The sequence below is a fragment of the Pandoraea sp. NPDC090278 genome (genome assembly GCF_044772185.1).
Taxonomy (GTDB): Bacteria; Pseudomonadota; Gammaproteobacteria; order Burkholderiales; family Burkholderiaceae; genus Pandoraea.
Map to the genome: position 1 here is coordinate 556,334 of NZ_JBIVYJ010000005.1, position 12,081 is coordinate 568,414.

Below are 12,081 nucleotides of genomic sequence, written 5' to 3' on the forward strand. Positions count from 1 at the left end.
TCATGGCATCCGCTTCTCAACCGGCTTCTCAACCTGCTTCGACGCACGCGTCGAACGCGCATCACTCACCGCTCGCGCCCATGGCCTTGCCGGAACACGCCCGCGACTTCGCGCGTGCGCCCGGGCTGCCGCGTCTCATCGCGCTGGCCGCCGTGATCGGCTTCTGCGGCGTGCCCGCTGCCTGGTTGCTGCTGAACCTGATTCAGGGCTTCACCAACCTCTTCTTCTATCAGACGCTCTCGTTCGCCCCGCACTCGCCTGCGGGCAACACGCTCGGTGCCATGGTCATCGTGCTGCCGGTCATCGGCGGTCTGATCGTGGGCGCGATGGCGCGCTTCGGCAGCGACAAGATTCGCGGCCACGGCATTCCGGAAGCGATCGAAGCGATTCTCTTCGGCAAGAGCAAGATGTCGCCGCGCGTGGCCGTGCTCAAACCACTGTCGTCCGGCATCGTGATCGGCAGCGGCGGACCGTTCGGCGCGGAAGGTCCGATCATCATGACGGGCGGGGCCATCGGCTCGCTCATCGCGCAGTACTTCCACCTGAGCGCCGCCGAACGCAAGACACTGCTCGTGGCTGGTGCCACTGCGGGCATGACGGCCGTGTTCGGCACGCCGGTCGCCGCCGTGCTGCTGGCTGTCGAACTGTTGTTGTTCGAATGGCGTCCGCGCAGTCTGCTGCCGGTGATCGTGGCGTGTGCGGTGGCCGGTTTTGCGCGTCCGTTGCTGCTCGAAGCCGGACCGCTCTTCCCGATGACGACGCCCGCCGTCGCGCCGATTGCACTGGTGTCGTGCGTGATCGCGGGCGTGTGCGCGGGGCTGCTGTCGGCCGGAATGTCGCGCGCGCTTTACGCCATCGAAGACGCCTTCCACAAGCTCCCCGTGCACTGGATGTGGTGGCCTGCCATTGGCGGCCTCGCCGTGGGTATCGGCGGCTACCTCGAACCGCGCGCGCTGGGTGTCGGTTATGACGTGATCGCCGACCTGCTCGCCGGTCACTTCACGCTGCATGCAGCAGCGGCGCTGCTGCTCGTCAAGGCGTTGATCTGGGCGATTGCGCTCGGCTCGTGCACCTCCGGCGGCGTGCTCGCCCCGCTGCTAATGATCGGTGCCGGTCTCGGGACATTGCTCGCACCGATTCTGCCCGGTGGCGACATCACCTTGTGGGCGCTCGTGTGTATGGCCGCCACCCTCGCGGGCGTGCTCGGTGCCCCGCTCACGGCCATCGTCTTCGCATTGGGACTCACGCACGATGTCAATGCGCTGCTGCCGTTGTTGCTCACTTGTGGCGTGTCGTACGGCGTGACGATCTGGATCATGCCGCGCTCGATCATGACGGAGAAGATTGCGCGGCGCGGACGTCACATTCACCGCGAGTACGGCGTCGATCCGCTGGAACGTCTTCACGTCGGCGAGTTGATGACCCGCGAGCCGGAAGCGCTTGTCGCCGACATGACCATCGACGAAGCGGCGCAACGCGCCTTTGGGGCAACGCAACGTCACCGCGCTTATCCTGTGATCGACGCCACGCGCGCCGTGCTCGGCATGGTCGACCGTCAGGCGCTCACCCGGGCGCAGGAACAAGGTCTGCAAACGCTGGGCCAGCTATACGGCGTGAATCCGCCGCTCGTCGCCCTGCCGTCAGAAACCGGACGCATCGTGTCGGCCCGCTTCGCGGCGCACCATCTGGAGCGTCTGCCGGTGGTGAGCGACGCCACCTCGCGCAAGCTCATCGGCATCATCAGCCGTAGCGACCTCGTCAAACCGGCCGAACACTGGCGCTCGGAAGAGGAAGTGCGCGAGCGCATGCTGCACCTCGGACGCAAACGTCGCTGAGGGTCAGCGCTCGCATGCGTCATGAGCCGGGCGCGCGTCAGCACCATTGACGCGCGCCCGGCCGTTGATCCACCATCGGGGCTTCCTCCCACCGAATGCGCACCGGCGCGTGCGCCTCGACCCGATGGCGACGACCCGATCCTCCAAAGCTTCGTCCTCCGCAACAACGCCGCCCAAAGCTTCCGACACACGTATTCGCATCGGCGTCGGCGGCTGGAACTTCGCGCCGTGGCAAGGCACGTTCTATCCCGAGAAGTGGCCCAAGCGACGTGAGCTCGAATACGCGAGCCGTCACCTCACGTCCATCGAAATCAACAGCACCTTCTACGGCTCGCAAAAGCCTGCGACTTTCCGCAATTGGTTCGACGAAACGCCGGACGATTTCGTGTTCTCGGTCAAGGCGTCGCGCTACGCCACGCACCGGCGCGTGCTGGGCGAAGCCGGTGAATCCGTCGCGCGGTTTTTCGACAGCGGTGTGTTGGAACTCGGCAAGAAGCTCGGCCCGGTGAACTGGCAATTCGCGCCGACGAAACAGTTCGACGCCGAAGACTTCGAGCACTTTCTGAGTCTATTGCCGACGTCCGCGAACGGACACACGATTCGCCACGCCCTTGAAGTACGACACGAGACTTTTGCCGTGCCCGAGTTCGTCGCACTCGCGCGCAAGTACAAGTTGGCCATCGTGCTCGCCGGAGACGCCAAGTTTCCGTGTATTGCTGACGTCACCGCCCCCTTCGTCTATGCACGACTCATGGGCACCGAGGAACGCTACAAACTCGGCTACGCGCCCAAAGCCATGACGCAATGGCTAGACCGCGCGACCACGTTCGCGAACGGCGGCGTTCCCGACGATCTCGATGCGGTGACCAAAGCCCCGCCGAAGGCCAAGCATCGCGACGTCTTTCTGTATGTCATCAGCGGCTTCAAGGAACGCAACCCGGCTGCTGCAATGACGATGATCGAGACACTCGCCAAGCGAAAATAAAACGCCCATAAAAAACGCGGCGCTCAAGGCGCCGCGTCGGTACATCTACTGCTACGGTCAATCGTTTAGCCGCATAGACGTCGCACGTCAGTGCATCGCGGCCGAATTACGTGCCTCGCTCGCGCTCTGCGCCGGGCGGTTGCCGCTCGAACGCTCCCATGCGTTCTTGGCGAGCAACGCGACGGTCGCGATCACCGCCGGAATTGCCAGCAGCGAGAACGTGGCCGAAAAGCCGAGGTGACGACGCACCAGTTCGGCACCGAGCAGTGCACCGGCAATGCCGCCGAAGCGGCCGATGCCAAGCATCCAGGCCACGCCGGTCGCACGACCGTTCGTCGGATAGAACATCGCCGCCAGCGACGGCATGGACGATTGCGCGCCGTTCATCGCCGTGCCCGCAAGGAAGATCAGCGTCACCAGCATGCCGATGTTGCCGATCGCCTGTCCGACGGCATAGACCAGCACAGCCGTCAGCGCGTAGCCCACGGCCACGACCTTCTGTGCGTTGAACTTGTCCATCAGCCAGCCCGACAGAATCGTGCCGATGCCACCTCCGAGCGGGAACAGTGCCGTGATCAGCGCAGCGCGCTCGATCGTGAAGCCCGCGTCCTTGAACAGAATCGGCATCCAGCTCGTGAGCAGATAGAAGATCACCAGGCCCATGAAGTAGGTGACCCACAGCATCAGCGAGCCGAAACCGTATTGCTTGGACAGCACCACCCCCATCGCCGACCCGGCACGCTTCGGTGCGGCTTCCACGACGGTGAATGCGCCAACGTCATCGAGCGATTCGCCCGAGATGCGCGACAGAATGCGACGCACACGCTCCACCGGCTTCTGCTTGACCACAAGAAACTTCACCGACTCCGGCAGGCAGACGATCAGCAGCACCGACAGCACCAGCGGCAGTACGCCACCGAGCACCAGCACGCTATGCCAGCCGAAGTGCGGAATCAGCCACGAGGCGACGAACCCGCCGACCGATGCGCCCAGCGGAAAACCGCAGAACATGGTGTTGACGATCACTGCACGGCGCGCCTCCGGCGCGTACTCAGAAATTAACGTCACTGCGTTGGGCATGGCCGCGCCCAGACCAAGGCCCGTGAGAAAACGCAGCACAGTCAGCGTCTGGAGATCCTGCGCGAACGCCGTCGCGAGACTGGCGATGCCGAAGAACACCACCGACAGCACGAGCATCGTCTTGCGACCGACCTTGTCGGCGAGCGGCCCGGCGAAGATCGCGCCACCCGCCAGACCGAAGAGCGCCGCCGAGAGTACCGGGCCGAGCGAGCCCTTGTCGATGTGCCATTGCTGCACCAGCGACGGCGCGATGTAACCGATGGCCGCCGTGTCGAATCCGTCGATGGCCACGATGAAGAAACACAGGATCAGCACCAGCCACTGATAGCCGGAAAATCGCTGTGCGTTGATGTAGGCGGGCACGTCCACCGTGCGCGGTTGATTCATGACGCTGTCTCCTCGGGGCGATGCCGCCCCGTTGTTCATTCCATTATTTTTTTGAAATCGTCGCCGCCGACGCGCACCCAAGTGTCGGGGGGTGGTGCACGTGTGAGAGTCCGGCCCGATAGCTGCCCGCCGTCTTGATGCGGCATTGCAGCGAAGCGGATTTCTGCCGCTAATGTACGTCCTTACCTTGCCTGTCGAAATGATCTTTCGTCAAGCCATCCATAACTGCCCGTTATGGATGGCTTGACGCCCGTAACGCTCAGGCCAGCGGCAGCCCGACGTAATTCTCCGCCAGCATGAGCGACGCCGCGCGCGAGCTGACCACGTACTCCAGCTCCGAGCGCTGCATCTGCTGTTCGAACGGTGTCGCATCGTCGATCCGATGCAGCATGCGCGTCATCCAGTACGAGAAATGCTCTGCGCGCCAAATGCGCTTGAGCGCCGCCTCCGAATAGCCCTGCAACGCGGTTTCACTGTCGCGATGAAAGAAGTCGTCGAGCGCACGCGCGAGACGCCACACGTCCGCCACCGCCAGATTCATGCCCTTCGCACCGGTCGGCGGCACGATGTGCGCGGCGTCGCCCGCCAGGAACAGACGCCCGTACTGCATCGGCGTCGCCACGAAGCTGCGCATCGCGACCACGTTCTTCTGGAAGATCGGTCCTTCCTTGAGACGCCAGCCGTCGTCGCTCTCGGTACGCGCATGCAGTTCTTCCCAAATGCGCGCGTCGCTCCACTCCTCGGCGCGCTCATTCGGATCGCACTGGAAGTACATGCGCTGCACCGTGGGCGAGCGGGTACTGATCAGCGCGAAGCCACGTTCGTGCGCGGCATAAATCAGTTCGTCAGACGAAGGCGGGGCCTCGACCAGCACGCCGAACCAACCGAACGGATACACGCGCTGGTACTCCTTGCGCACCGACGCAGGCATGGCCGGGCGGCAGACGCCGTGGAAGCCGTCGCAACCTGCGATGAAGTCGCACGTCAGTCGACGCGGCTGACCATCAACCGTGAATTGCACACTCGGTTGCGTGCTATCGATGTCGTGCACCGAGACGTCGGACACATCGAACAGAATCTCCCCTTGCGCCGCTTCACGTGCAGCGATCAGATCCTTGATGACTTCGTGCTGTGCATAAACGGTGATCGCGCGGCCGGTCAGCTCCGTGAGCGGGATACGGTGACGCTGCCCGCCGAACGCCAGCTCGACACCGTGATGCACTGCACCTTCGCGACGCATGCGCTCGCCCACGCCGGTCTCGTTCAGGATATCCATCGTGCCCTGCTCCAGCACACCGGCACGAATGGTCGATTCGACCGCGGCACGCGAGCGCGATTCGAGCACGATGGACTCGATGCCTTGCAGATGCAGCAGATGGGACAGCAGTAGACCGGCAGGACCGGCACCGACGATGACGACAGGGTAATGGGTGCGCATGAGTTGTCTCCTTTCATTGTACCGCCCGCGTCCGGCACACCTGCGCCAGACATCTCGTGACAGGAAAACTGCATGTCGGCGGATTGCATTTCTTGGATGCTTCACGCCAACCGCCCCAACTTAGGACTGCGCGTAAACGAGCATGTCCGAAGTCATTTTGATGCCTTGTCACGAGGGGCGAATGCGTCATATCTTATGGAGCGCGCACGTCGCGTTGAATGGATGAATCGACGACTTTCTTGTACTTTTTCGACAACTTCGACCAAGGGAAAACCAGTATGTCAGGCGCGTCATCCCGGCTGCGCGCGGCGCGCGAGACGATTCCAGAATTCTCCTTGTACGGCGAGTTGACCGAAACCGACAGCGGCGACTTCGTCCATATCGAATGGATCGAGACACGCAGCCGCCTTTACGACTGGCATATCGATACGCATCGCCATCTGGGGTTGTTTCAGGTGCTCGCGATTTTCGAGGGCACGGTGGAAGCCAACGTCGACGACGCGACGTGGGAAGTCGAGGGCCCGGCCGTGATCACGGTGCACCCGTCGGCCGTGCACAACTTCCGCTTCTCGCGCGGGGCGCATGGCTTCGTGCTCACGATGGCGCAAAGCGTGCCGTTCGATGCCGCCATCGGGGCGGATGCCGACATGGCGTCGCTGCTGCGAAAGCCGTGGCTATTCCCGCTGGCCGATGCCCCTCAGACACGCGACCGTCTCTACACGCTGCTGGGCCTCGTCATGGATGAGTTCTCGCGCCCGCAACTGGGGCACGCGGAGATGGTCGGATGGCTCACGCGCAGCGTGCTGTTGTTGCTCGCCCGTCTGCATGCGCATCACGATTCGGCCACGCGCACAGGACGTACCGAACTGGATCTGTTCGCGCGCTTTCGCGCGTTGGTGGAGGCGCATTACACCGAAGCGTGGGCCGTCCCGGCGTATGCGGAACGGCTGCATGTGACGGAGAGCAAGCTCAATCGTCTGTGTCGACGCATCTCGGGCAAATCGGCCTTCGATCTGGTGCAGGACCGCTTGATGCTGGAGGCGCGGCGCAAGCTGATCTACATCCCCGCGCCCGTCTCACACGTCGCCTACGAATTGGGGTTTCAGGACCCCGCCTACTTCTGCCGCGTATTCAAGCGGCATGTCGGCGTCACGCCGTCAGCCTTCCGGCGAACGGCGCAACACGCGCATCTGGGCGACGACGCCGATCTTGCGGCGGAGCTCGTCGCTGCCATCACCGAATAATCATCCGCGCAGGAAGGTCAGCAGCGCCTCTGTCACCGCCGGTGCACACTCGATGTTCGAGAGGTGTGCGCCCGGCACGATGACCTGCTTCGCGCCCGGAATGCGCTCGACCATCGCCGTGGACATCGCAGGCGGCGTCGCCAGATCGCCCGAGCCGGTAATGACCAGCGTCGGCGCAGTGATCGCAGCGATCTCGTCCAGCTGATTCATGTCGCGCACCGCCGCGCAAGCGGCCGCGTACCCGGCGGGTGCGAGCGAGCGGAACATCGCCTTCATGCGCTCGACGGTCGAGCTCTCGCGCTCGGCGAACTCGGGCGTGAACCAGCGCGAGACCACGGCGTCTGTCACAGCGTTCATGCCGTCGGCCTGCACGGCGCGAATGCGGCCGTTCCAAACGTCTTCCGCACCGATGTGCGCCGACGAACAGACGATGGCGAGACGATTCAGACGCTGCGGTGTGTGAATGCCCAGCCACATGCCCGTCATGCCGCCCATCGACACGCCCGCGAGGCTCGCGCGTTCGATGTCCAGGACATCGAGCAAGGCCACGACATCACGCCCCAACTGGTCGATGACGTACGGTCCCGGCGTGACGGACGAACCGCCATGCCCGCGCGTGTCGTAGCGAATCACACGGAACTCGCGCGCGAGCGCGGGCACTTGCGGCGCCCACATGTCGAGCGTCGTGCCCAGCGAGTTGGACAACACCAGTGCAGGCGCATGGTCATCGCCATCGATGGCGATGCGCAACTGGGCATCACCCACGTCGATCAGACGTTCTACCGTCATTTGCTTCGTCTCCTCAGGCGGTCTTGTCGTCACCCACGTCGGGCACGCGCGTGGTCGATCCCGGGTCAGCGGTTTCCATCTCCGCGAAGACCTTCTCGGCATCGTGAATCGCCTGATTGGCGGCGGGCAGTCCGGCGTACAGCGCGGCGTGCATGAACAGTTCCTTCATCTCCTCGCGCGTCACGCCGTTGTTGAACGCCGCGCGCACATGCATGCGGAATTCGTCGCCGCGATTGAGCGCGATGAGCAGCGACAGCGTGATCATGCTGCGCATGTGGCGCGTCAGGCCCGGACGCGTCCAGATATCACCCCAGGCGAAGCGCGTGATGAAGTCCTGAAAGTCGTCGTTGAAGTCGTTGCGGCGCGTGAGCGTGCGGTCAACGTGCGCGTCGCCGAGCACACCGCGTCGCACTTGCATGCCGTTGTCGTAGCGTTCCTGATCGTTCATTTGGATGTCCTGACTTGTTGAGTCGACGGCACCGCCGCATCTGCGAGCGCAAGTACCTGACTCACGAACGTATCGGCAGCGCCAAGGTAATGTTGCGGGTCCGTCAGACGTTCTAGGGCTTCGGCAGACAGCACGCGGGTGATCTCGGTGTCTTCACGCAGGACGTCGAGCAGATGCCGCTGTTGCGCGAGCGCGTCGCGGCAGCGTGCTTCCACGCGACGATGCGCTTCGAGACGTCCCATCGATTCGCCCAGAGCCATCGTCACGGCTTCGGCCATGATGAGCCCATGTGTGACGTCGAGATTGGCGCGCATGCGGTCCGTATCGACGGTCCAGTCATTCACGAGCGTGCGCGCCGTCGCCAGCGCACCGCCGCATAACATGAGCAGCTCGGGCAGCGTTTCCCACTCGGCGTGCCAGGTGCCTAGTCCGCGCTCGTGGTCCTGCTGCATGGCCGAGAACAACGTCGCGACAAGTTGCGGCGTGCGCGCGGCAGCCGCGAGGATGGCCGCGCAACCGACCGGATTGCGCTTGTGCGGCATGGTGGACGAACCGCCACGTCCCGCGCCGGAGGCTTCGGCGATCTCGCCGACTTCCGTTTGGGTCAGCAGCGCCGTGTCGCGTGCGAACTTGCCAAGCGAGCCGGTCAGCGTTGCCGCCCAGCTACCCACCCGCACGATGCGATCGCGCTGGCCGTGCCACGGCGTCGCGCCTTCGGACAGGCCGAGATGACGTGCAAGCGCCGCCGCGACGGCCGGACCTTGCGTGCCAAGCGACGCCAGCGTGCCCGCCGCGCCACCGAACTGCACGCAGAGCACCTGTTCGCGCACGCTGGCGAGGTCGGCGCGCGCGCGCACCAAAGCGTCGAGCGTACCGGCAAGCTTCAGTCCGAAGGTGATCGGCAACGCGTGCTGAAGCCACGTGCGGCCGATCATGACCGTCGCACGATGTTGCCGGACGTGCTCGGCGAGGGTAGCGATCAGCGCGTCGAGATCCGCACCGAGGTCGTCGAGCGCACCGCACACTTGCAGGATGAGACCGGTATCGATGGCGTCCTGACTGGTCGCGCCCCAGTGAACGAAGCGGGCGGCATCGGCGTCATGCGTCTTCACGCGCGCCGTCAGTTGCTTGACCAGCGGAATGGCGAGGTTGCCCGCGCAGGCGGCGGCGTCGCGCAAGGCCATCCAATCGAGATCGCCCGCACGGGCGGCCGCAGTGATCGGGGCGACGGCGGCGGCCGGGATCAGGCCGACTTCGGCTTCGGCGGCAGCGAGCGCCACTTCGAAGTCGAGCATGCCCTGCAATGTGGCGTCGCGGGAGAATCGCGCCGACACGGCAGCGCCGCGCAGTAGAGAGTCAAGCAGTTCCGTCATCAGAGAATTCGATGCGTTGCAACAATGCAGATACGGCCACGGGCTGCCGGCATTCGCATGCCAGCAGCCCGAAGCCGCGCCAGATTCAGCGTGACATGACAGACGTCAGAGTTCGAGGAACACCGTCTCCTCGTCGCCCTGCATGCGAATGTCGAACCGGTACGACACACGCCCGCCGTTCACCTCACGGCGTGCAATCAGCGTGTGACGGCGCTCGGCTGGCACTTGTTGCAGCACGGGGTCGGCCGCATTGGCCGCTGCCTCATCGTCGAAATAGATACGCGTAAACAGGTGATTGAGCAAGCCCCGCATCGTCAGAATCACGTCGATGCGCGGTGCCTCTCCCTGCGCAGCCGCGCCAGGCTTGACCGTCTCGATGACGAAGCGGTTCTCGGCGTCTGTACCCGTACCGCAACGGGCCGCGCCCGCGAAGCCGGTGCGCTCGATGTCTTCGGCGGTCTCGACGTAGCGGCCGTGGGCGTCCGCCTGCACGATTTCGATGAGCGCGTCGTTGACCGGATTGCCCGCACCGTCGAACACTTGCCCGATCAGACGGATGTGCTCACCTTCGGCGCGGTCGGTGGCGACCACCGGCGTAAAGGCGCTCTTGAAGTCGTACAGGTACTGCTCCGGCGACAGGCCATAAGCGAAGTAAGGGCCGACGGTCTGCGACGGCGTTTGCTTGAATTCGGGAGTAGTGGACATGGCTCAGGACTCCATCGGCGTTTGGTCGGCACCGCGCAGGACGATGTCAAATTCGTAACCCAGTGCGTACTCCGGCTCGGTGATGTCCATCGAGAAGCGCGCGATCAGGCGGTCGCGGGCGTGGGCCGGCGTCGCTTCGAAGATCGGGTCGTAGGCGAGCAGCGGATCGCCCGGGAAATACATCTGCGTGACCAGACGGGTCGCAAAGTAATGGCCGAACACCGAGAAGTGCAGATGCTGAGGACGCCACGCGTTGTGGTGGTTCTTCCACGGATACGCGCCCGGCTTGATCGTCAGGAATTTGTAACGGCCTTCGGCGTCGGTCATGGCACGACCGGCGCCGAGGAAATTCGGGTCGAGCGGCGCGTCGTGCTGGTCGACCTTGTGGACGTAGCGCCCGCACGCGTTGGCCTGCCACAGCTCCACGAGCGTGTTCGGCACCGGACGTCCGCCTTCGTCGAGCACGCGGCCCGTGACGATCATGCGCTCGCCCAGCGGCTCGCCGTTTCGCACGGCGTTACGTGTGAGGTCGTTGTCGAGCGCACCGATGATGCCGTTGCCATAGACCGGCGAGCGCAGGTCGGCCAGATTCTGCTTCACCGGCACGAGCAATTGTTTGGGGCCGCGCAGCGCCGTGGACTTGTACCCGCTGTCTATGAGCTTGGGATGCGAATCCCAGTCGCGGGGGCGCAGGACGGTTGTCGTCTTCGACATGGTCTCACTCCATTTTGTGTTGACTGATCTGGCAGGCGCGTCGGCCGGTCACCAGCTTGTTTTCGACACTATATCCATAATCAACGGATATATTTATTGACATTTTCTTAGGCTTTTCATAACTTTTCGGCATGGAAAGACATCTACTCGACGGACGCATCAAGCTGCGTCATCTGCAATGCCTGCTGGCCGTCGCCCAGCACGGCAGCTTGCAGCGCGCGGCGGAAGCCCTGTCCATTACGCAGCCCGCCGTCAGCAAGACGATTGCCGAGCTGGAAGCGCTGCTGGGCGTGCGTCTGTTCGACCGGGGCCGTAACGGGGCCCGGCCCACGGCACAGGCCGAACTGTTCCTGCGCCATGCGGGGGCGAGCGTCAGCGCGTTGCGTCAGGGCATCGACGTGCTGTCGCGTGCCGTCGGCCAGACCGGCGGCGTGATCGAGATCGCCGTGCTGCCCACGCTCGCGGCCGCGATGATGCCCGGCGTGCTCGAAGCGTTCCGGCGCGAATGGCCCGGCATCGTTGTACAGGTTCATACCGGTGCCAACCAGCAACTGCTCACGCAACTGAAGTCCGGTCAGGTCGCGTTGGCGCTGGGGCGGATGTCCGACCCCGAAGGCATGGCGGGGCTGACGTTCGAACATCTGTGCGCCACGCCGCTGTGCGTCGTCGTGCGACCCGAGCATCCACTGGTGCAGCAGCGCAGCGTGTCGATGGCGGACATCGCCCACCATCACGTGATCCTGCCGCCGCACGGCACGATCCTGCGTCACACGGCCGACAGCTTTCTGCGTGCGCATGGCGTCGGCACGCTCGACGACTATTCCGAACTGCTCTCGATGTCGCTGGCCCGCGCGATGACCTTGCGCGACGACGTCGTCTGGATCGCCTCGGAGATCACCGTGCAGGACGACCTCGCCGATGGCGCACTGTGCGCCCTGCCCTTCGCGACGAAAGGCACCGAGGAGTCCATCGGCATTCTGTGGCGCAACGACACCGTGCCCACGCCGCCCGAGCAGACGCTCATCAGCGCCATGCGCGAGGCCGCACGCGTGCGTTACGGGATGCCGGGGTTGCGCTGAAGAC

Annotated in this window: 11 protein-coding genes; 4 read left to right on the forward strand and 7 right to left on the reverse strand. The window is 64.3% G+C overall.

Features of this window, described 5'->3' with window-relative positions:
• Positions 1 to 80: 80 nt before the first annotated feature.
• A complete protein-coding gene (locus ACIQWO_RS20320; protein WP_402828265.1) occupies positions 81 to 1,835 on the forward strand; it encodes a chloride channel protein in 1,755 nt (584 codons plus the stop codon).
• Positions 1,836 to 1,959: 124 nt separating this feature from the next.
• Positions 1,960 to 2,820, forward strand: coding sequence for a DUF72 domain-containing protein (locus ACIQWO_RS20325; protein WP_402828268.1), 861 nt, complete (start codon positions 1,960 to 1,962; stop codon positions 2,818 to 2,820).
• A gap of 87 nt (positions 2,821 to 2,907) precedes the next feature.
• On the opposite strand, the gene ACIQWO_RS20330 is transcribed toward ACIQWO_RS20325, so the two are convergent.
• On the reverse strand, positions 2,908 to 4,287 hold the full coding sequence (locus ACIQWO_RS20330) for an MFS transporter (protein WP_150577568.1): 1,380 nt from the start codon (positions 4,285 to 4,287) through the stop codon (positions 2,908 to 2,910).
• Positions 4,288 to 4,546: 259 nt separating this feature from the next.
• Positions 4,547 to 5,725 carry a 4-hydroxybenzoate 3-monooxygenase gene (gene pobA / locus ACIQWO_RS20335; protein ID WP_402828098.1) on the reverse strand — a complete coding sequence of 393 codons (1,179 nt, stop codon included), beginning with the start codon at positions 5,723 to 5,725 and terminating at the stop codon, positions 4,547 to 4,549.
• 278 nt (positions 5,726 to 6,003) lie between these two features.
• On the opposite strand from pobA, the gene ACIQWO_RS20340 reads away from it, so the two are divergent.
• Positions 6,004 to 6,969: a helix-turn-helix domain-containing protein gene (locus ACIQWO_RS20340; RefSeq protein WP_402828101.1), complete on the forward strand. Its 966-nt coding sequence runs from the start codon at positions 6,004 to 6,006 to the stop codon at positions 6,967 to 6,969.
• Here ACIQWO_RS20340 and pcaD read toward each other — a convergent pair whose 3' ends face one another.
• The 5 genes from pcaD to pcaH all read right to left on the reverse strand — a co-directional run bounded on the left by pcaD (position 6,970) and on the right by pcaH (position 10,998).
• Positions 6,970 to 7,758 (reverse strand): 3-oxoadipate enol-lactonase, encoded by a 789-nt coding sequence (pcaD, locus tag ACIQWO_RS20345; protein WP_402828104.1) that lies wholly within the window; start codon positions 7,756 to 7,758, stop codon positions 6,970 to 6,972.
• A gap of 13 nt (positions 7,759 to 7,771) precedes the next feature.
• Complete coding sequence (gene pcaC, locus ACIQWO_RS20350; RefSeq protein WP_402828107.1) at positions 7,772 to 8,206, reverse strand: 4-carboxymuconolactone decarboxylase; 435 nt, start codon at positions 8,204 to 8,206, stop codon at positions 7,772 to 7,774.
• Positions 8,203 to 9,579, reverse strand: a complete 1,377-nt coding sequence (locus ACIQWO_RS20355) for a 3-carboxy-cis,cis-muconate cycloisomerase (protein WP_402828110.1) — start codon at positions 9,577 to 9,579, stop codon at positions 8,203 to 8,205. Before ACIQWO_RS20355 ends, pcaC begins: the two co-directional genes overlap by 4 nt.
• 105 nt (positions 9,580 to 9,684) lie before the next feature.
• The gene (gene pcaG, locus ACIQWO_RS20360; protein WP_402828113.1) at positions 9,685 to 10,284 is read right to left on the reverse strand and encodes a protocatechuate 3,4-dioxygenase subunit alpha; all 600 of its coding nucleotides are present in this window, start codon (positions 10,282 to 10,284) and stop codon (positions 9,685 to 9,687) included.
• 3 nt (positions 10,285 to 10,287) lie between these two features.
• Positions 10,288 to 10,998, reverse strand: coding sequence for a protocatechuate 3,4-dioxygenase subunit beta (gene pcaH, locus ACIQWO_RS20365; protein WP_150577561.1), 711 nt, complete (start codon positions 10,996 to 10,998; stop codon positions 10,288 to 10,290).
• A 131-nt stretch (positions 10,999 to 11,129) separates the two neighbouring features.
• Here pcaH and pcaQ point away from each other — a divergent pair, with 131 nt between their 5' ends.
• A complete protein-coding gene (gene pcaQ / locus ACIQWO_RS20370; RefSeq protein ID WP_402828116.1) occupies positions 11,130 to 12,077 on the forward strand; it encodes a pca operon transcription factor PcaQ in 948 nt (315 codons plus the stop codon).
• Positions 12,078 to 12,081 lie beyond the last annotated feature (4 nt).

Excerpts from the sequence above, each read along its gene's own strand:
- pcaC (WP_402828107.1), bottom strand. The coding sequence starts at position 8,206 with ATGAACGATCAGGAACGCTACGACAACGGCATGCAAGTGCGACGCGGT.
- pcaD (WP_402828104.1), bottom strand. The coding sequence starts at position 7,758 with ATGACGGTAGAACGTCTGATCGACGTGGGTGATGCCCAGTTGCGCATC.
- ACIQWO_RS20330 (WP_150577568.1), bottom strand. The coding sequence starts at position 4,287 with ATGAATCAACCGCGCACGGTGGACGTGCCCGCCTACATCAACGCACAG.
- pcaH (WP_150577561.1), bottom strand. The coding sequence starts at position 10,998 with ATGTCGAAGACGACAACCGTCCTGCGCCCCCGCGACTGGGATTCGCAT.
- ACIQWO_RS20355 (WP_402828110.1), bottom strand. The coding sequence starts at position 9,579 with ATGACGGAACTGCTTGACTCTCTACTGCGCGGCGCTGCCGTGTCGGCG.
- pcaQ (WP_402828116.1), top strand. The coding sequence starts at position 11,130 with ATGGAAAGACATCTACTCGACGGACGCATCAAGCTGCGTCATCTGCAA.
- ACIQWO_RS20320 (WP_402828265.1), top strand. The coding sequence starts at position 81 with ATGGCCTTGCCGGAACACGCCCGCGACTTCGCGCGTGCGCCCGGGCTG.
- pobA (WP_402828098.1), bottom strand. The coding sequence starts at position 5,725 with ATGCGCACCCATTACCCTGTCGTCATCGTCGGTGCCGGTCCTGCCGGT.
- ACIQWO_RS20325 (WP_402828268.1), top strand. The coding sequence starts at position 1,960 with ATGGCGACGACCCGATCCTCCAAAGCTTCGTCCTCCGCAACAACGCCG.
- ACIQWO_RS20340 (WP_402828101.1), top strand. The coding sequence starts at position 6,004 with ATGTCAGGCGCGTCATCCCGGCTGCGCGCGGCGCGCGAGACGATTCCA.
- pcaG (WP_402828113.1), bottom strand. The coding sequence starts at position 10,284 with ATGTCCACTACTCCCGAATTCAAGCAAACGCCGTCGCAGACCGTCGGC.